General features: G+C 62.9%; 19 protein-coding genes. 7 read left to right on the forward strand and 12 right to left on the reverse strand.

Features of this window, described 5'->3' with window-relative positions; genetic code table 11:
• The first annotated feature begins 17 nt into the window (after positions 1-17).
• The 5 genes from VXM67_RS21830 to rlmF all read left to right on the forward strand — a co-directional run bounded on the left by VXM67_RS21830 (position 18) and on the right by rlmF (position 6,531).
• The gene (locus tag VXM67_RS21830) at positions 18-1,511 is read left to right on the forward strand and encodes a leucyl aminopeptidase (RefSeq protein WP_023382120.1); all 1,494 of its coding nucleotides are present in this window, start codon (positions 18-20) and stop codon (positions 1,509-1,511) included.
• Between the two features lie 50 nt (positions 1,512-1,561).
• Positions 1,562-1,990, forward strand: a complete 429-nt coding sequence (locus VXM67_RS21835) for a DNA polymerase III subunit chi (RefSeq protein ID WP_023382121.1) — start codon at positions 1,562-1,564, stop codon at positions 1,988-1,990.
• Positions 1,991-1,995: 5 nt separating this feature from the next.
• Positions 1,996-2,361, forward strand: coding sequence for a hypothetical protein (locus VXM67_RS21840; protein WP_023382122.1), 366 nt, complete (start codon positions 1,996-1,998; stop codon positions 2,359-2,361).
• Between the two features lie 197 nt (positions 2,362-2,558).
• The gene (locus VXM67_RS21845) at positions 2,559-5,405 is read left to right on the forward strand and encodes a valine--tRNA ligase (RefSeq protein WP_023382123.1); all 2,847 of its coding nucleotides are present in this window, start codon (positions 2,559-2,561) and stop codon (positions 5,403-5,405) included.
• 172 nt (positions 5,406-5,577) lie between these two features.
• Complete coding sequence (gene rlmF / locus VXM67_RS21850) at positions 5,578-6,531, forward strand: 23S rRNA (adenine(1618)-N(6))-methyltransferase RlmF (RefSeq protein ID WP_023382124.1); 954 nt, start codon at positions 5,578-5,580, stop codon at positions 6,529-6,531.
• 50 nt (positions 6,532-6,581) lie between these two features.
• Here rlmF and VXM67_RS21855 read toward each other — a convergent pair whose 3' ends face one another.
• Complete coding sequence (locus VXM67_RS21855; protein ID WP_023382125.1) at positions 6,582-6,863, reverse strand: HU family DNA-binding protein; 282 nt, start codon at positions 6,861-6,863, stop codon at positions 6,582-6,584.
• A gap of 392 nt (positions 6,864-7,255) precedes the next feature.
• On the opposite strand from VXM67_RS21855, the gene yejK reads away from it, so the two are divergent.
• Entirely contained in the window at positions 7,256-8,263 is a 1,008-nt protein-coding gene (yejK, locus tag VXM67_RS21860) for a nucleoid-associated protein YejK (RefSeq protein ID WP_023382126.1), read from the forward strand.
• Between the two features lie 31 nt (positions 8,264-8,294).
• On the opposite strand, the gene VXM67_RS21865 is transcribed toward yejK, so the two are convergent.
• The 4 genes from VXM67_RS21865 to VXM67_RS21880 all read right to left on the reverse strand — a co-directional run bounded on the left by VXM67_RS21865 (position 8,295) and on the right by VXM67_RS21880 (position 11,192).
• Positions 8,295-8,585: a GIY-YIG nuclease family protein gene (locus VXM67_RS21865; RefSeq protein ID WP_023382127.1), complete on the reverse strand. Its 291-nt coding sequence runs from the start codon at positions 8,583-8,585 to the stop codon at positions 8,295-8,297.
• 39 nt (positions 8,586-8,624) lie between these two features.
• Positions 8,625-9,095 carry a nuclear transport factor 2 family protein gene (locus tag VXM67_RS21870; protein WP_023382128.1) on the reverse strand — a complete coding sequence of 157 codons (471 nt, stop codon included), beginning with the start codon at positions 9,093-9,095 and terminating at the stop codon, positions 8,625-8,627.
• Between the two features lie 152 nt (positions 9,096-9,247).
• Positions 9,248-10,528: an MFS transporter gene (locus VXM67_RS21875; RefSeq protein ID WP_023382129.1), complete on the reverse strand. Its 1,281-nt coding sequence runs from the start codon at positions 10,526-10,528 to the stop codon at positions 9,248-9,250.
• A 13-nt stretch (positions 10,529-10,541) separates the two neighbouring features.
• Positions 10,542-11,192 (reverse strand): FadR/GntR family transcriptional regulator, encoded by a 651-nt coding sequence (locus VXM67_RS21880; RefSeq protein ID WP_023382130.1) that lies wholly within the window; start codon positions 11,190-11,192, stop codon positions 10,542-10,544.
• Positions 11,193-11,333: 141 nt separating this feature from the next.
• Between VXM67_RS21880 and VXM67_RS21885 the strand changes: the two genes are divergently transcribed.
• Entirely contained in the window at positions 11,334-12,491 is a 1,158-nt protein-coding gene (locus VXM67_RS21885) for an alkaline phosphatase family protein (RefSeq protein WP_367237368.1), read from the forward strand.
• A 100-nt stretch (positions 12,492-12,591) separates the two neighbouring features.
• Here the strand turns inward: VXM67_RS21885 and hisC are convergent, their stop codons facing one another.
• The 7 genes from hisC to VXM67_RS21920 all read right to left on the reverse strand — a co-directional run bounded on the left by hisC (position 12,592) and on the right by VXM67_RS21920 (position 18,416).
• The gene (gene hisC, locus VXM67_RS21890; protein WP_023382132.1) at positions 12,592-13,638 is read right to left on the reverse strand and encodes a histidinol-phosphate transaminase; all 1,047 of its coding nucleotides are present in this window, start codon (positions 13,636-13,638) and stop codon (positions 12,592-12,594) included.
• 2 nt (positions 13,639-13,640) lie between these two features.
• Positions 13,641-14,966 (reverse strand): histidinol dehydrogenase, encoded by a 1,326-nt coding sequence (hisD, locus tag VXM67_RS21895; RefSeq protein WP_023382133.1) that lies wholly within the window; start codon positions 14,964-14,966, stop codon positions 13,641-13,643.
• A 126-nt stretch (positions 14,967-15,092) separates the two neighbouring features.
• Positions 15,093-15,728, reverse strand: a complete 636-nt coding sequence (gene hisG, locus VXM67_RS21900; protein WP_023382134.1) for an ATP phosphoribosyltransferase — start codon at positions 15,726-15,728, stop codon at positions 15,093-15,095.
• A gap of 93 nt (positions 15,729-15,821) precedes the next feature.
• Entirely contained in the window at positions 15,822-17,087 is a 1,266-nt protein-coding gene (murA, locus tag VXM67_RS21905; protein ID WP_023382135.1) for a UDP-N-acetylglucosamine 1-carboxyvinyltransferase, read from the reverse strand.
• A gap of 23 nt (positions 17,088-17,110) precedes the next feature.
• The gene (locus tag VXM67_RS21910) at positions 17,111-17,350 is read right to left on the reverse strand and encodes a BolA family protein (RefSeq protein ID WP_003255121.1); all 240 of its coding nucleotides are present in this window, start codon (positions 17,348-17,350) and stop codon (positions 17,111-17,113) included.
• Between the two features lie 119 nt (positions 17,351-17,469).
• A complete protein-coding gene (locus VXM67_RS21915; RefSeq protein WP_023382138.1) occupies positions 17,470-17,772 on the reverse strand; it encodes an STAS domain-containing protein in 303 nt (100 codons plus the stop codon).
• Positions 17,769-18,416 (reverse strand): phospholipid-binding protein MlaC, encoded by a 648-nt coding sequence (locus VXM67_RS21920; RefSeq protein ID WP_367237369.1) that lies wholly within the window; start codon positions 18,414-18,416, stop codon positions 17,769-17,771. The genes VXM67_RS21915 and VXM67_RS21920 overlap by 4 nt, the downstream gene beginning before the upstream one ends.
• Positions 18,417-18,418 lie beyond the last annotated feature (2 nt).

The following is an 18,418-nucleotide window of genomic DNA, read 5'->3' on the forward strand; positions in this document are numbered from 1 at the left end:
CATTCGGGGACCCTGACATGGAACTGGTTGTAAAAAGCGTAGCTGCTGCATCTGTGAAAACCGCAACGCTGGTCGTACCAGTAGGCGAAGGTCGTAAGCTCGGCGCTGTCGCCAAGGCCGTCGACCAAGCCTCCGACGGCGCCATTGCTGCCCTGCTCAAGCGTGGCGACCTGGCCGGCAAGCCTGGCCAGACCCTGCTCCTGCACAGCCTGCCAGGGCTCAAGGCCGAACGCGTGCTGCTGGTTGGCAGCGGCAAGGAAGAAGCCCTTGGCGATCGCGCCTGGCGCAAGCTGGTAGCCAGCGTGGCCGGTGTGTTGAAAAACCTGGGCGGCGGAGATGCCGTACTGGCCCTGGACGACATCGCTGTCAGCAACCGCGACGCTCACTACGGCAAGTACCGCCTGCTGGCCGAAACCCTGCTCGACGGCGAGTACGTGTTCGATCGCTTCAAGAGCCAGAAGGCTGAGCCGCGGGCCCTGAAGAAAGTCACCCTGCTGACCGACAAGGCCGGCCAGGCCGAAGCCGAGCGCGCCGTAAAGCACGCCAGCGCCATCGCCACCGGCATGGCCTTCACCCGCGACCTGGGCAACTTGCCGCCGAACGTCTGCCATCCAAGCTACCTGGCGGACCAAGCCAAGGAGCTGGGCAAGGCACACAAGTCGCTGAAAGTCGAAGTGCTGGACGAGAAGAAGATCAAGGACCTGGGCATGGGCGCCTTCTATGCCGTGGGCCAGGGCAGCGACCAGCCTCCACGGCTGATCGTGATGAACTACCAGGGCGGCAAGAAAAGCGAGAAACCCTTCGTGCTGGTCGGCAAGGGCATCACCTTCGACACCGGCGGCATCAGCCTCAAGCCTGGCGCCGGCATGGATGAAATGAAGTTCGACATGTGCGGTTCGGCAAGTGTGTTCGGCACCCTGCGCGCAGTGCTGGAACTGCAACTGCCGATCAACCTGGTGTGCCTGCTGGCCTGTGCCGAGAACATGCCTAGCGGCGGCGCGACTCGCCCGGGCGACATCGTCACCACCATGAGCGGCCAGACCGTGGAAATCCTCAACACCGACGCCGAAGGCCGCCTGGTGCTGTGCGACACCCTGACCTACGCCGAGCGCTTCAAGCCTCAGGCCGTGATCGATATCGCCACCCTGACCGGCGCCTGCATCGTCGCCCTGGGCAGCCACACCTCGGGACTGATGGGCAACAACGACGAGCTGATCGATCAATTGCTCGACGCCGGCAAGCGCGCCGACGACCGCGCCTGGCAGCTGCCACTGTTCGATGAATACCAGGAACAACTGGACAGCCCGTTCGCCGACATGGGCAACATCGGCGGCCCAAAAGCCGGCACCATCACCGCAGGGTGCTTCCTGTCGCGCTTCGCCAAGGCCTACAACTGGGCGCACCTGGACATCGCCGGCACCGCCTGGATCAGCGGCGGCAAGGACAAAGGCGCCACGGGTCGCCCGGTTCCATTGCTGACGCAGTACCTGCTGGACCGCGCCGGCGCCTGAAACCGTGAAACCGGTGGCGCCCAATGCGCCACCGGCCGGTAGACCAAACCATGAGCAAAGTCGATTTCTACATCCTGCCCACCGACGCCTTGTCGGCACGCTTGGATTTCGCCTGCAAGCTGTGCGAGAAGGCCTGGCGTCTCGGCCATCGCGTCTACCTGCATTGCCAGGACGCCGAACAACGCGACGAGCTGGACCTGCGCCTGTGGCGTTTCAAGGGCGAGGCTTTCGTGCCTCACGACCGGGCCGAAGCGCATGCCGATGCCCAAGTGGCCTTGGGCCTGGCTGACGATGCAGGCGACCACCGCGACCTGCTGATCAACCTCGGCGCCTCGGTGCCAGGGTTCGTCGACCAGTTCGAACGGGTTGCCGAGATCGTCGTCGAGGAGCCTGGCATCCGCCAGTCAGCGCGCGAACGATTCCGTTTCTACCGCGAACGGGGCTATGCTCTGCAAGACCACCGCTTACAGCGACTTTGACGACGATGGACAAGCCTTCCGCCCTACCCGATTCCGCCCATCTGCTCGACGACCTGGAGTCGATTCGCCAGCTGCTGGGAGATGCCAACCTGCAACCGCCTCTGCTGACCGAGACGGTGGAACAGATTCCGCTGTTGCTCGATGTACCGGCAGGCAACCCGCCGGTCGAACCCGAGCCTGTGCCTGCAGCCACCGCGGATGACCCGCAGACCCGCCGCCAGGACACGCTGCTGCACCTGGAAAGCGAGTTGCGCGCAGCCGCGCAACAGATCATGCAGGACGTGATCAACGACTTTACCCCGCATATCGAGACCGAAATCAAGCGCCGGCTGGATGCGCGCATGGAACGCCTGATCAAGCGCTCCGAGTAAGGTCCACGTCTCGCGGCGCCCCTTCGCGGGTAAGCCCTCTCCCACCGGCAGGCGCCTGCGCGGTCCCGATGGGAGCGGGTTTACCTGCGAAGCAGGCATCGCCGCGCCAACAGATGACAGAGGCGTGTCGCTTGCGGCCCCCACCTTGGTTATACTTCCCGGCTTTCCCGAATAAATGCCATAGGGTCCCGCCGCGCATGGATAAGACCTACCAGCCGCACGCCATCGAAACTTCCTGGTACAACACCTGGGAGTCCGAGAACTATTTCGCCCCGCAAGGTGCAGGCGAGTCCTACACCATCATGATCCCGCCGCCGAACGTGACGGGCAGCCTGCACATGGGCCACGGCTTCAACAACGCGATCATGGACGCCCTGATCCGTTTCCGCCGTATGCAAGGCCGCAACACCCTGTGGCAGCCAGGTACCGACCACGCCGGTATCGCCACCCAGATGCTGGTCGAGCGCCAGCTCGAGGCCAAGGGCCAGAACCGTCATGACCTGGGCCGTGAAGCCTTCCTCGAGAAAGTCTGGGAATGGAAAGAGCAGTCCGGCGGCAACATCAGCCGTCAGATCCGCCGCCTGGGCTCGTCCGTGGACTGGAGCCGCGAGCGCTTCACCATGGATGACGGCCTGTCCGAAGCGGTCAAGGAAGCCTTCGTACGCCTGCACGAAGACGGCCTGATCTATCGCGGCAAGCGCCTGGTCAACTGGGACACCAAGCTGCACACCGCCATCTCCGACCTGGAAGTCGAAAACCACGACGAGAAAGGCCACCTGTGGAACCTGCGCTACCCGCTGGCCGACGGCGCCAAAACCGCTGAAGGCAAGGACCACCTGGTCGTTGCCACCACCCGTCCGGAAACCCTGCTGGGCGACGTGGCGGTTGCCGTCAACCCGAACGACGAGCGCTATCAGGCGCTGATCGGCAAGTTCGTCGAACTGCCGTTGGTCGGTCGTCGCATTCCGATCATCGCCGACGACTACTGCGACCCGGAATTCGGCACCGGCTGCGTGAAGATCACCCCGGCCCACGACTTCAACGACTACGAAGTCGGCAAGCGCCACAACCTGCCGCTGCTCAACATCTTCGACAAGAACGCCATGGTGCTGGCAAGTGCCCAGGCTTTCAACCTCGACGGCTCCGTCAACGAGCAGATCGACACCCGCCTGCCTGCCCAGTACGCCAACCTGGACCGTTTCGTCGCGCGTAAGCAGATCGTCGCCGACCTGGACGCCCAAGGCCTGCTGGTGAGCATCGATGACCATGCCCTGAAAGTGCCGAAAGGCGACCGTTCGGGCACCGTCATCGAGCCATGGCTGACCGACCAGTGGTACGTTTCCACCAAGCCGCTGGCAGAACCTGCCATCGCCGCGGTCGAAGATGGCCGTATCCAGTTCGTGCCCAAGCAGTACGAGAACATGTACTTCTCGTGGATGCGCGATATCCAGGACTGGTGCATCAGCCGCCAGCTGTGGTGGGGCCACCGCATCCCAGCCTGGTACGACGAGACTGGCCAGGTCTACGTCGGCCGCAACGAAGAAGAAGTCCGTGCCAAGCACAACCTCGGCGCCGACGTGGTGCTGCGCCAGGACGACGACGTGCTCGACACCTGGTTCAGCTCGGGCCTGTGGACCTTCTCCACCCTGGGCTGGCCGGAGCAGACCGAGTTCCTGAAGACCTTCCACTCCACGGACGTGCTGGTCACTGGCTTCGACATCATCTTCTTCTGGGTTGCGCGCATGATCATGCTGACCATGCACCTGATCAAGAACGAAGACGGCACCCCGCAGGTACCGTTCAAGACCGTCTACGTGCACGGTTTAGTGCGTGACGGCCAGGGCCAGAAGATGTCCAAGTCCAAGGGCAACGTGCTGGACCCGCTGGACATCGTCGACGGCATCACCCTCGACGCCCTGCTGGAAAAACGCACCAGCGGCATGATGCAACCCAAGCTGGCCGAGAAAATCGCCAAGCAGACCAAGGCCGAGTTCCCGGAAGGCATCGCCAGCTACGGTACCGACGCCCTGCGTTTCACCTTCTGCTCGCTGGCTTCCACCGGTCGTGACATCAAGTTCGACATGGGCCGCGTCGAGGGCTACCGCAACTTCTGCAACAAAATCTGGAACGCCGCCCGCTACGTGCTGGACAAAGGCGAGGACTGCGGCCAGAACGGCGAAGCCGTCGAGCTGTCGCTGGCCGACCGCTGGATCATCTCGCAGCTGCAGCGCACCGAAGCCGAAGTGACTCGCCAACTCGAGCAGTTCCGTTTCGACCTGGCCAGCCAAGCCCTGTACGAGTTCATCTGGAACCAGTACTGCGACTGGTACCTGGAGCTGTCCAAGCCCGTGCTGTGGGACGAGAACGCCCCGGTCGAGCGTGCCCGTGGCACTCGCCGTACTCTGGTTCGCGTGCTGGAAGTGGCCCTGCGCCTGGCCCACCCGTTCATGCCGTTCATCACCGAAGAGATCTGGCAGCGCATCGCGCCGCTGGCAGGCATCCAAGGCAAGACCATCATGCTGCAACCCTGGCCGGTGGCGAACGAAGAACGCATCGACGTCGCCGCCGAAGGCGATATCGAGTGGCTGCAACAGCTGATGGTCGGCCTGCGCAACATCCGCGCCGAGATGAACATCGGTCCTGGCAAGCCGCTGCCGCTGTTCCTCAAGAACGCCAATGCCGACGATCAACGTCGCCTGCAGGAAAACGAAGCACTGCTGAAGAAGCTGGCCAAGGTCGAGTCGTTCACCGTTCTCGGTGAGCAGGACGAAGCCCCGCTGTCGGCCACCGCGCTGGTGGGTGACCTGCAGGTGCTGGTACCGATGGCCGGCCTGATCGACAAGGACGCCGAACTGGCTCGCCTGAACAAGGAGATCCAGCGTCTACAAGGCGAAGTGGCCCGTGTGGGTGGCAAGCTGTCCAATGCCGCCTTCGTCGACAAGGCACCGCCTGCAGTGATCGAGAAGGAGCGCGCCAAGCTGGCCGAGTCCGAGCAGGCCCTGGCCAACTTCACCGAGCAGCATGCGCGGATTGCAGCGCTGTAACCTGACATTGCTGATCTGACCGGCGAGGGCTTCGCCCTCGTTCGCGGCCAAGGCCGCTCCCACAGGAATGAGGCTGCCTTGAAGTAGCACCACTATCCTGTGGGAGCGGCCTTGGCCGTGAATGGGCCGCACAGCGGCCCTCTGGCCAGCGCAAGCAACACCGGACCCGAGCATGACCCCGAACAAACCCACCCTGCACCCGCGCAACCGCCACCAGGGCCGCTATGACTTCCCCAGCCTGATCAAGGCCCACCCTGACCTGGCCCGTTTCACCATCACCAACCCCTACGGCAAACCCAGCATCGACTTCGCCAACCCCGAAGCCGTGCGGGTGTTTAACCGCGCCCTGCTCAAGGCACAGTACGGCATCCAGCACTGGGATATCCCTGCCGACTACCTGTGCCCGCCGATTCCAGGCCGCGCCGACTACATCCACGTCGCCGCCGACCTGCTGGCCGAGGACAATGCCGGCGACATCCCCAAGGGCGCCCAGGTGCGCGCACTGGACATCGGCGTCGGCGCCAACTGCATCTACCCCCTGCTGGGCCACAGCGACTATCGCTGGCGCTTCCTGGGTTCGGACATCGATCCCGTGGCCCTGGCCTCGGCCAAGGCCATCGTCCAGGCCAATGGCCTGAGCAAGGCAATCGCCCTGCGTCAGCAGGCCAACCGCAAGCGCATCCTCAGCGGCCTGCTGCAAGAGGACGAACGCTTCGACCTGACCCTGTGCAACCCACCTTTTCACGCTTCACGCGACGAAGCCACCCGTGGCAGCCAGCGCAAATGGAAGAACCTGGGCAAGCAGGATCCCCAGCGTAGGTTGCCTGTGCTGAACTTCGGCGGACAGAACAACGAGCTATGGTGCGAGGGCGGCGAGATCCGCTTCGTCACCCAGCTGGTCGAGGAAAGCGCGCAATACGCCGAGCGAGTGCTGTGGTTCACCAGCCTGGTGTCCAAGGCCAGCAACCTGCCTGGCATCGAGGCCGCCCTGAAGAAGGTCGGAACCAAGGCCGTGCGTATCGTCGAGATGGGCCAGGGACAGAAGCAGAGCCGCATGGTCGCCTGGAGCTTCCAGGATGACGCAGCGCGCCAGGCCTGGCATGCGCGGCGTAAATCGCAGGCATGAAAAAACCGCGCCCGGACAAGCCGGGCGCGGTTTCATCAAGACATCGACAATTACTTGTTGATGGCGTCGGTCAGGGCTTTGGCCGGAACGAACTTGACGACTTTCTTGGCAGCGATTTCGATGGCAGCGCCAGTCGAAGGGTTGCGGCCAGTGCGGGCAGGACGCTCGGAGACTTTCAGCTTGCCGATGCCTGGCAGGGTGATCTCAGCGCCGTTTTCCAGTTGGTCAGCAACGATCTGGCCCAGTTGCTCCAGAGCGTTTTTAGCGGTGGCTTTTGGCGCGGCGATCGATTCGGCGATGTCGGCAATCAGTTGGTCTTTGGTCAATGCCATGATGGTGTTCCTTCCCTAAAAAATTCAGAGGTTATGCAGCGTGCTACGTCGTTATCGGGCCAGCCCCTGAATACTGGAGGGCCGCGCCAATCGCGTATGTAGATTCGAAAATCGGCGTTTGGTTCGACACGACGCCAGCAACTGCCAGCAATGCGCCACTTCAGGGGGCGCAAGACCGCGCAAAGCTACCACAGGAATGGATAAATATCCGCTGCCAACTTTGATTTTGTGCTGGTTTTTCGGGGGTTTAGCCCGAAAACGCACAAAATTGAACAAAAAACGAACAACAGGCATTTACGCCAACATCTGGCCACTGCATCACCGGTTCACTCAGGTAAACTTGGCGACTTTGCAGCGCGGCCATGCACCGCCCAACCCCATTCGAGAATTCCATGCCAATCCGTCATTGCATCGTTCACCTGATCGACAAGAAGCCCGATGGCAGCCCCGCCGTGCTCCATGCACGTGATAGCGAGCTTGGCGCATCGGACGCCATCGAAAACCTGCTGGCCGACCTCAACGACAGCTACAACGCCAAGCAAGGCAAAGCCTGGGGCTTCTTCCACGGCGAGTCCGGCGCCTATCCGCTCAGCGGCTGGTTGAAGCAGTACCTCGATGGCGAGAAAGACTTCACCGCCTTCAGCCGGGTGGCAGTCGAACACCTGCAAAAACTGATGGAAGAATCCAACCTCTCCACTGGAGGGCACATCCTCTTCGCCCACTACCAGCAAGGCATGACCGAGTACCTGGCCATCGCCCTGCTGCACCACAGTGAAGGCGTGGCGGTGAACGCCGAGCTGGATGTTACCCCTTCACGCCACCTGGACCTGGGCCAACTGCACCTTGCCGCCCGCATCAACCTGTCCGAGTGGAAGAACAACCAGAATTCCAAACAGTACATCTCGTTCATCAAGGGCAAGAATGGGAAGAAGGTTTCGGATTACTTCCGTGATTTCATCGGCTGCCAGGAAGGGGTCGACGGCCCAGGGGAAACCCGCACCCTGCTCAAGGCATTCAGCGATTTCGTCGAGAGCGAAGACCTGCCTGAGGAATCCGCACGCGAGAAGACCCAGACGCTGGTCGAGTACGCCACCACGCAAACCAAGCTCGGCGAACCTGTCACACTGGAAGAGCTGTCCAGCCTGATCGACGAGGACCGCCCCAAGGCGTTCTACGATCACATTCGCAACAAGGACTACGGGCTCTCGCCGGAGATTCCGGCCGATAAGCGCACCCTCAATCAGTTCCGCCGCTTCACGGGTCGCGCCGAGGGGCTGTCGATCAGCTTCGAGGCGCATTTGCTGGGAGACAAGGTGGAGTATGACGAGGCGGCCGGAACCTTGATCATCAAGGGCCTGCCAACGCAGCTGGTCGATCAGCTCAAGCGACGCAAGGACTGACAGGGCCGGGCCAGTCAAGGGCCCCAACTTCTCAGGCGATACCGGCGCCATAGGAGGCTACCAACGCCTCCTTCGCCGACTTGCGCAGTTTCTTCACCAGCCGCTCCTGGCGCAGCGCCTCGCCTTTGTCCGGCCACTGTTCGACGTAGACCAGCGCCTGGGCCGGGCTGGTCTTGAAATAGCGGGCGCCCTGCCCCTTCTGATGCGCGATGAACCGCCGCTGCGGGTCATCACTGATGCCGCAGTACAAAGAGCCATTGGCGGCGCGTACCAGGTAGACGTACCAGGGTTTGCCGGTGGTGTTTTCGACGACTTCGCTCACGAGGCTTCGCACTGAGGATAAAGCCGACAGCTTACCCGCTCAGCGCGCTTGCTGGAACGCACGCAGCCCTTTGAACGCTTGTTGACGTACCTTGTTCTGTAGCATGGGTGACCAGCCCAGCAGCACACCTGGCAGACCCAACGCCTGACGCGACCAGCGCCACAGGTCGAAGCTGTCGTCATGCTGGCAGATCAGCCCATCACGAATCACGAAGCGGGCCTGGATATCGTTGATCACGACGCGCCCGGTCTGACTGAACAGGTAGGTAGCCACCCAGTGCGCGCAGCCGCTGTCATGGTTGGCCTGGACCTGGTCGAAGGTCAGCGAAAAGTCTTTGGCGCGGGTGGTGAGCATGCGCCACATGTCACCTGCGTCGTCGCCACGCAGCATGCCGAACACCGGGTCGCTGAAGACGATATCGTCGCTGTAGCACGCCACCATGGCCTCGGCGTCCAGGCGCTGGAAGGCCTGGTAGAAGCGGTTGATCAGGTCACGGTTGGCGTCGCTCATGGGCTCAGGTCCATCTTGGAGGGGGCGAAGGCTGCACGATAATCCGCCAGCGCCTGCAACGCCATGCCCATTTGCGCCATGAATACCCATCGCCAGCAACCACCGCTGCCAGCGCCAACTTGCCGGCCACAGGCGCAGTGCAGCCGCCCACCTCACACTTTTTCGCAGGTTACCTGCACATGCTCAGCCCGACCCGCCCCAAGCCCGAACACGAGGGCACCGATACCCAGAACGGCGAAGATCCAACCCACAGCCGCCCAGCCTCCCGTCAAGTCATGGACCACCCCCACGGCGAAAGGCCCCATGGAGGCCAGCGTGTAGCCGACCCCCTGGGCCATGCTGGACAGGTTGGCAGCTACGTGCGCATCCCCAGAGCGCAGTACGATCAAGGTCAGTGCCAGGGCGAAGGTGCCGCCCTGGCCCAGCCCCAACACCACCGCCCACCCCCAGAGGCCGGAAAGCGGCGCATACAGGCAACCGAACAAGCCGGCCAGGGTGAGCAGCATGACAATCACGATCGCCAGGCGCTGGTCTTTGCCCCTGGTCGCCAGCCAAGGTGCACTGAGCGAACTGACCAGCTGCAGGATCACCGAACCGGACAACACCAACCCCGCCTCTGTCGGGCTCAAGCCGCGCCCGATCAGAATCGACGGCAACCAGCCGAAGACGATATACGCCAACGACGACTGCAACCCCATGTACAGCGTGACCTGCCAGGCCAGCGGATCACGCCACAGCCCACGCACGCGATAGGCGACCTTGTGCAGGCCATGTCCTTGGCGCGCCTGGGGCAACCACACCAGCATCGCCAACAATGCCGGCACCAACCAGAACCCGAGCCCCATTGCCCAGCTACCGTCGAAGCGCGTGGCCAAAGGTACCGTGGCACCCGCCGCCATCGCAGCACCGAGGCATAGCGCCATGGTATAGACACCGGTCAGCGTGCCGGCATGCCGCGGGAAGTCTCGCTTGACGATGCCCGGTAGCAGAACACCAATGATGCCGATGCTCGCACCGGCCATCAGGCTGCCCAGGAAGACACCCGCAACCCCCAGGGTGCTGCGCACCAGAATGCCCAGGGCCAGGGTGAACAGGATACCGAGAATCACGCGCTCGCCACCAAAACGACGCGCCAGAATCGGTGCCAGGGGTGCGAACAGGCCAAGACAGAGGACTGGCAACGTGGTCAGCAGCCCGGCCTCGGAGCCCGTCAAGCCCAGGCCTGCAGAGACCTGCCCCAGCACAGGCGCCATGCTCGACAACGCGGGACGCAGGTTCAGCGCCACCAGTACCAGCCCGAGCAACAGCAGCCACGGGCGCGCCAGCGCCACCGGTTGCTGTTGTACTTGCGCGTCGTTGGCTTCAGCGTCGATCAGCAGTTCATCGAACTCCCGCTCGCCGTCGGAAGTATTTCGGGTCATTGGTTCGGCCATGGCCTTCTCGATATCAGGATTCAATGAGGGTTCGGCTCAGGCGCTTGGCCCGCTCAGGATCACGCTGCTCGACGGCCTGGAGAATCTCTCCGTGCAGATCGAAGGTCACCTGGGAGCGCGGCACCGTGCTCATGTTGCGTTGCAGCGCAGCCGCCACCACACCGGAGAAATAGCGATACAGCTCGCTCAGCGACGGGTTGTGCGCGGCATCCACCAGCCGCTGGTGAAACACCAGGTCGCAGTTCACATAGGCATCGATGTCGCCGTGAAAGTGCTTACCGCTGTCTTCCAATGCCTCACGCAGCCCCTGCACATCCGCTTCGGTACGGCGCAAGGCTGCCAGGCCGATGGCTTCGGTCTCCAGGATGTGCCGCGTTTCGCGGGCTTGTTCAGGCGTGCAGCGCGACATGGCCAGCACGGCCTGCAATGGGTCCTGGGCCGTGCGCAGGTAGCTGCCATCGCCCTGGCGGATTTCCACCAGGCCACTGAATGCCAGGACGCGCATGGCTTCACGCACGGTGTTGCGGCTGATGCCCAGCTCCAGGGCGAGCTCGGGCTCGGTCGGCAAGCGCTGGCCGACCTGCCAGTCACCCTGGAGGATCCGCTCACGCATGCGCTCGACCGCCAGCTCGACCAGCGAGCGCTTGGACAATTCACTGCTCATGTTACTCAACCAATCATCCGATGAATTTTCGAAAGCTTAAAGCAAGGCGCCAGCAACAGCAAACCACCTGGCATTTTTGCCAGTTGTGGTCAGCCCGCGTTGTTGCAACGCTTGGCGCGTTGCGCTGGAGGACATGTACCGATGCCGTTTCACCGATGGCCCCTGCTTCTGTGCCTGCTTTTGGCCGGCTGCGACCTGTCGCCAAAGGCCGCTCAACCCAAGACGCTGATCGTTGGCCTGGACGGTGTCCAGTTGCAGCGTTACGAGCAACTGGGAGAAGACACCAACCTCAAGCGGCGTCTGCACTACGGCAAGGCGTATAGCGGAGGCATCACTGGCCGTGCGAGCGAGCAGGCAACCCTCAGCGGCCCAGGGTGGATGACACTGCTGACCGGCGTCTGGGCGAGCAAGCACGGCGTGGTGTCCAACGAGCCGTCACTGAGGCTCGACCCGGCCTACCCAAGCCTGTTCCGACGGCTCAGACAGGCCCTGCCCCACGCCTACCTTTCCAGCATTGTGAACTGGTCGCCCATCAACACCGCGTTCCTGCTGGAAGATGCCCAGGGCAACGATGTGCGCGAAAGCGGGTTGACCGACGAGCAAGTTATCGAGCGTACCCTGGCAATCCTCGACAGCACTCCGGCGGATTTCACTTTCATCCAGCTGGATGAGCCTGACCAGGTCGGTCACGACCACGGCTTCGGCGCCCGCTACCAGCAGGCCCTGCAGAATGCGGACAACCGTCTGGGCCGCCTGCTGGACAAACTGGACGAGCGACGCCACAAGCATCCGCTGGAAGATTGGCTGGTGGTCGTCAGCACCGACCATGGCCGGGACTATTGGGGCACGGGTCACGGCGGCGTGAGCGAGCAGGAAAAGACCGTGTTCATCGCCAGCAACAAACCGCTGAACGAAGAACTGACCGAGCCCAGCACTGCGCAAGACCACCCCGGGCCGAACAATCTGTACAGCTTTGCCGCTCAAACGTCGGTGGTGCCCACGGTGCTGCGGCACATGGGGCTCGACGTGCTACCCGACTGGAAACTCGATGGCACGCCGTTGCTGGGCGACACGGGAGTGCGCAAGGCAAGGGTAAGGGAAAGTGAGTCCAAGCTGCTGTGGAACAGTTCATCACAGCAGATGGTTGTCATCTACCGCAATGGCCAATTGGCCGCTCACGTACAGGCGAGCGTTCAGCAATGGATCGACCCGCAAGGCATGCGCCAGGCCAACGACTACGTCCTGGTGCTGGATGGAATACCGGTGGCTGTGCGCAACAAGCCGACCATTGCCCCTTGAAAGCAAACGCCGGCAAGCCGGCTCCCACAGAAACCGTACCGACCTTGGAGATCAGCACAGTGCCTGCGGGAGCTGGCTTGCCGGCGAGTGGACTACCGGCTCAATTCAGCGCATCGAGCAACGCCTGGTTCATTTCCGGCGTGCCGATGGTGATGCGCAGGAACTGGGCAATGCGCGCCTGCTTGAAATGACGCACGATCACGCCCTGCTCACGCAGCCGCGCCGCCAACTGCGCCGCATCCTGCTGCGGGTGGCGGGCGAAGATGAAGTTGGCGGCCGACGGCAGCACTTCGAAGCCCTTGGCCGTAAGTTGTTCGACCAGTGCCTGGCGGCTGTCGATCACCTTGCGGCAGGTTTCCTCGAAGTAAGCCCGGTCCTCGAAGGCCGCAGCCGCGCCAACGATGGCCATGCGGTCGAGGGGATAGGAGTTGAAACTGTTCTTGATCCGCTCCAAGGCCTCGATCAGGTCCGGGTGCCCCACAGCCAGGCCCACGCGCAAACCGGCCAACGAGCGCGACTTCGACAGGGTCTGGGTCACCAGCAGGTTGTCGTAGCGGTCCACCAGCTTGATCGCGGTTTCGCCACCGAAATCGATGTAGGCCTCATCGACCACGACCACCGAATCACGGTTGGCCTGCAGCAGTTGCTCGACCTGCTCAAGCGGCATCAGGCAGCCGGTCGGCGCATTGGGGTTGGGGAAGATGATGCCGGCATTGGGCTTGGCATAGTCCGCGACGCGAATCTGGAACTGCTCATCCAGCGGCACCTGTTCGAACGCGATGCCGTACAGGCCGCAGTACACGGGGTAGAAGCTGTAGCTGACATCCGGGAACAGCAACGGCGCGCCGTGCTGGAACAGGCCGTGGAAAATGTGCGCCAGCACCTCGTCCGAGCCGTTGCCGACGAACACCTGCTGCGGCGTCACGGCGTAGTAATCGGCGACCGCCTGCTTGAGCCGGTCACTGTTCGGATCCGGGTACAGACGCAAGTTGTCGCTGAGTTCACCGCGCATGGCTTCCAGTGCCTTGGGCGACGGACCGTAGGGGTTCTCGTTGGTGTTCAGCTTGACCAGTCTGGCCAGCTTAGGCTGCTCGCCCGGGACGTAAGGCACCAGGTCCTTGACGAAGGGGCTCCAGAATCGACTCATGCTCAGTTCCCCTTGTCTTGGGTCAGGATACGGTATTCAGCGCTGCGGGCGTGGGCGGTCAGCGACTCGCCACGGGCCAGGACCGAGGCGGTTCGCCCCAGCTCGGATGCGCCCTGCTCGGAGCAGAAGATGATCGACGAACGCTTCTGGAAGTCATAAACGCCCAGCGGCGAGGAAAAGCGGGCGGTGCCGGAGGTGGGCAACACGTGGTTGGGGCCGGCGCAGTAATCGCCCAGCGCTTCGCTGGTGTGACGACCCATGAAGATCGCGCCAGCGTGGCGGATCTGTGGCAGCCATGCCTGGGGGTCGGCGACCGACAGTTCCAGGTGCTCTGGGGCGATGCGGTTGGCCACTTCGATGGCCTGCTGCATGTCGCGCACCTGGACCAAGGCACCGCGGCCATTGATCGACTTCTCGATGATCTCGGCGCGCTCCATGGTCGGCATCAGCTTGTCGATGCTAGCGGCAACACGATCGAGGAAGGCGGCATCCGGGCTGACCAGGATGGCCTGGGCGTCTTCGTCGTGCTCGGCCTGGGAGAACAGGTCCATGGCGATCCAGTCCGGGTCGGTCTGGCCGTCGCACACCACGAGAATCTCCGACGGGCCGGCGATCATGTCGATGCCCACCTGGCCGAACACATGACGCTTGGCGGTGGCCACGTAGATGTTGCCCGGACCGACGATCTTGTCCACCTGCGGCACGCTTTCGGTGCCATAGGCCAGGGCCGCGACCGCCTGGGCCCCCCCGACGGTGAAGACCCGGTCGACACCCGCGATGCACGCGGCTGCCAGGACCAGCTCATTGACCTCGCCACGCGGGGTCGGTACCACCATCACCACCTCGCCCACGCCTGCGACCTTGGCCGGGATGGCGTTCATCAGCACCGAGGATGGATAGGACGCCTTGCCTCCGGGTACATACAGGCCGGCGCGGTCCAGCGGGGTCACTTTCTGGCCAAGCACCGTGCCATCGGCCTCCGTGTACTGCCAGGAGTCCTGTTTCTGCCGCTCATGGTAAAGGCGCACGCGGCTGGCGGCCTTCTCCAGGGCTTCGCGCTGGGCGGGAGTAATGCGGGTCAACGCCAGTTCGAGGCGTTCACGGCCGAGAATCAGGTCGTCGATGCGCTTGGCATCCACACCATCGAAGCGCTGGGTGAACTCCACCAGCGCCGCATCGCCGCGTTCGCGCACGGCCTTGATGATGTCGAGCACACGCTGGTTGACCGCATCATCGGACACGCTTTCCCAGCTCAGCAGATGATCCAGATGTCGGGCGAAATCCGGATCAGCAGCGTTGAGACGGGCAATTGCAGTGGACACGGTCATGGCGAGGGCCTCGATTGTTAGCGAATGCTCAGGCGCCCTAGGCTACCAGTCCATCCGCGCGGGCACCCGAGAAAAATGGCTATGACGCGGATAGACGGGCGCGACAGCGGAGGTCGCGCGCAGAAGTCAGCCGCGGTGTCGCGATTCGACGGCTTGGCGCAGGGTGTCGATCAAGCTCTGGATGCGGGCGTGCTGCATCTTCATGGAGGCTTTGTTGACGACCAGGCGCGAGCTGATCGTGGCGATCAGTTCCTGAGGCTCCAGGCCGTTGGCGCGCAGGGTGTTACCGGTGTCGACCACGTCGATGATCTTGTCGGCCAGGTTGATCAGCGGTGCCAGCTCCATGGAGCCGTACAGCTTGATGATGTCGACCTGACGGCCCTGTTCGGCGTAGTAACGCTTGGCTACGTTGACGAACTTGGTGGCCACACGCAGGCGCCCCTTGGGCTCCGGCGCACCGACGACACCCGCGGTCATCAGCTTGCAGCGGGCAATCTGCAGGTCCAGCGGCTCGTACAGGCCCTGGCCGCCGTACTCCATCAGCACGTCCTTGCCGGCCACGCCCAGGTCGGCGGCGCCATGCTCGACATAGGTCGGCACGTCGGTGGCACGCACGATCAGCAGGCGCACATCGTCCTGCGTGGTGGGAATGATCAGCTTGCGGCTCTTGTCCGGATTCTCGGTCGGCACGATACCGGCCTCGGCCAGCAACGGCAGGGTATCGTCGAGAATACGGCCTTTGGAAAGCGCGATGGTCAGCATTGGAACGTCGGTCCTTAAGCGGCTACTGCCGGCCGGGCGTGTTTCGCCCGACCGCATTCAATTCGAATGGCGCGTCCCTGCGCCAGCGGGCGACTAGCCCGGTACGCGGCGGATTTTCGCGCCGAGCATCTGCAGTTTTTCTTCGATGCACTCGTAACCACGGTCGATGTGGTAGATGCGGTCGATCAGGGTATCGCCTTCGGCGACCAGCGCCGACAGCACCAGGCTGGCCGATGCACGCAGGTCGGTGGCCATGACCGGGGCGCCCTTGAGTACAGGTACGCCGGTGACGATGGCGGTGTTGCCTTCGACCTGGATCTGCGCGCCCATGCGGTGCATTTCGTACACGTGCATGAAGCGGTTCTCGAAGATCGTCTCGATCACGGCGCCGGTGCCCTCGGCAATGGCATTGAGCGAGATGAACTGCGCCTGCATGTCGGTCGGGAACGCTGGGTACGGCGCGGTACGCAGGTTCACGGCTTTCGGCCGCTTGCCGTGCATGTCCAGCTCGATCCAGTCTTCACCGGTGGTGATGTCGGCGCCGGCTTCCTTGAGCTTTTCCAGCACCGCTTCAAGGATGGTCGGATCGGTGTCCTTGACCTTGACGCGACCACCGGTCACGGCAGCAGCGACCAGGTAGGTACCGGTTTCGATACGGTCGGGCATGACGCGGTAGTTGGCCGAACCCAGGCGCTCGACGCCATCGATGGTGATGGTATCGGTACCGGCGCCCTGGATCTTGCCGCCCATGGCATTGATGAAGTTGGCCAGGTCGACCACCTCAGGCTCACGCGCGGCGTTCTGCAGCACGCTGCGGCCCTTGGCCAGGGCAGCGGCCATCATGATGTTTTCGGTACCGGTCACGCTGACGGTATCGAAGAAGAAGTGTGCGCCACGCAGGCCGCCTTCTGGCGCCTTGGCCTTGATATAGCCGCCTTCGACTTCGATTTTCGCGCCCATGGCCTCCAGGCCACGGATGTGCAGGTCCACCGGACGCGAACCGATGGCGCAACCGCCCGGCAGGGCGACTTCGGCCTCACCGAAGCGGGCGACCATCGGGCCAAGCACGAGGATCGACGCCCGCATGGTCTTGACCAGCTCGTAGGGCGCTACCAGGGTCTTGATGGTGCGTGGATCGATCTCGACCGACAGCTTTTCGTCGATCACAGGCTCGATGCCCATGCGACCGAACAGCTCGATCATGGTGGTGATGTCGTGCAGGTGTGGCAGGTTGCCCACGGTCACCGGGCCATCGGCCAGCAGGGTGGCCGACAGAATCGGCAGGGCCGCGTTCTTCGCGCCCGAAATGCGGATCTCGCCGTCGAGACGAGCGCCGCCAGTAATAATCAGTTTGTCCATTGGAATCTCGCCGCCAAGTTGGCTCAGGTGCGCTCAGCCCAGGCTGCGCTGCTGAAAAATTTCATGGTTACCGCATGGATGCTGCCATTGGCGATCCAGGGATTCAGGTGAGCATAGATCGCCTGCTGACGCTTGACCGGGCTCAGGCCAGCCAACTCATCGCTGATCACGTTCAACTGGAAGTTGCAGCCTTCGCCTTCAACTTCGACCCGGGATCCCGGCAATTTCTCTTCAAGGAAGCTTTTAACTTCTACGGCCTGCATGCTCAACCTCAATCGGCGCCCGATGCGCGCGGGTCGGCCATCATACAAAAAAGCCCCTCGCCTGCGAAGCCCATAAAGGGCATGTGCTGACCGAGGGGCCCACCTTCACCGACGAGCGTTCAGCTCGCCAGCACCTCATCCAGATCGTAGACGCCGGCAATTTCGCGCATGTCGTCGGGCATGCCGCGCACTTCCCAGCGTTTGCCGCCGGCCTGGGCATCGCGCATGAAGCCCAGCAGCAGCGACAGACCGACACTGGAAGACTTGCTGACCGCCGTGCAATCCAACACCACGTGCGTTTCGCGACATGCCGCGATCAGCGCCTGGCCCTGCTTGCGCAAAGCCGGGCCGCTGCGGTAATCCAGCACCCCAGCCAGGCGCAGAACGCCAGGCTCCGCCATGCTCACGCCGGTCTCGCTCATTTCACTTCCTTGTCAGGAGAGTTGTCGGCGGCCTCCTTGGCCTTGGCCACTTCACCGGCCCAGCCATTGATGGTCTTGTCCAGGTCGTTGCCGTTGCGCTGCATGGCGTCGGCGAACTGGTCGCGGAACAGCTTGCCGATGTTGATGCCGTTGACGATGACGTTACGTACTTTCCACTCGCCGCCAAGGTTCTCCAGGGTGTACTGCACGGGGTACACGGCACCGTTGTTGCCGGTGACCTTCATGCCGACGCTGGCGCGCTTGCCATCATCAGGCTTGGCCGGGTCGACGGTGATGCCTTGGTTGTTGTACTCAAGCAGTGCATTGCCATAGAACTGCATCAGGCTGCGCTTGAAGTTCTCCTGGAAGCGCTGCATTTGCTCCGGCGTGGCCTTGCGCGAATACTTGACGGTCATGATGCTTTTGGAGATGCCGTCAGCGTCCACCACCGGGCCCAGGATGCGGTTGAGCGCATCGTAGAAGGCATTCGGGTTGGTCTTGTACTGTTCTTTGTTGGCCTTGAGGTCGCTCAATAGCTCGGTGGTAGTGCCTTGAATCACGTCACGCGGCGACTGCGCAGCGAAGGTCAGCAGGGGGAAGGCCGCCAGCAGGACCAGCAGGCCACGTCGCAGAATCGAAATCATGG

The sequence above is a fragment of the Pseudomonas sp. Rh2 genome (genome assembly GCF_040762985.1).
Lineage (GTDB): Bacteria > Pseudomonadota > Gammaproteobacteria > Pseudomonadales > Pseudomonadaceae > Aquipseudomonas > Aquipseudomonas taiwanensis.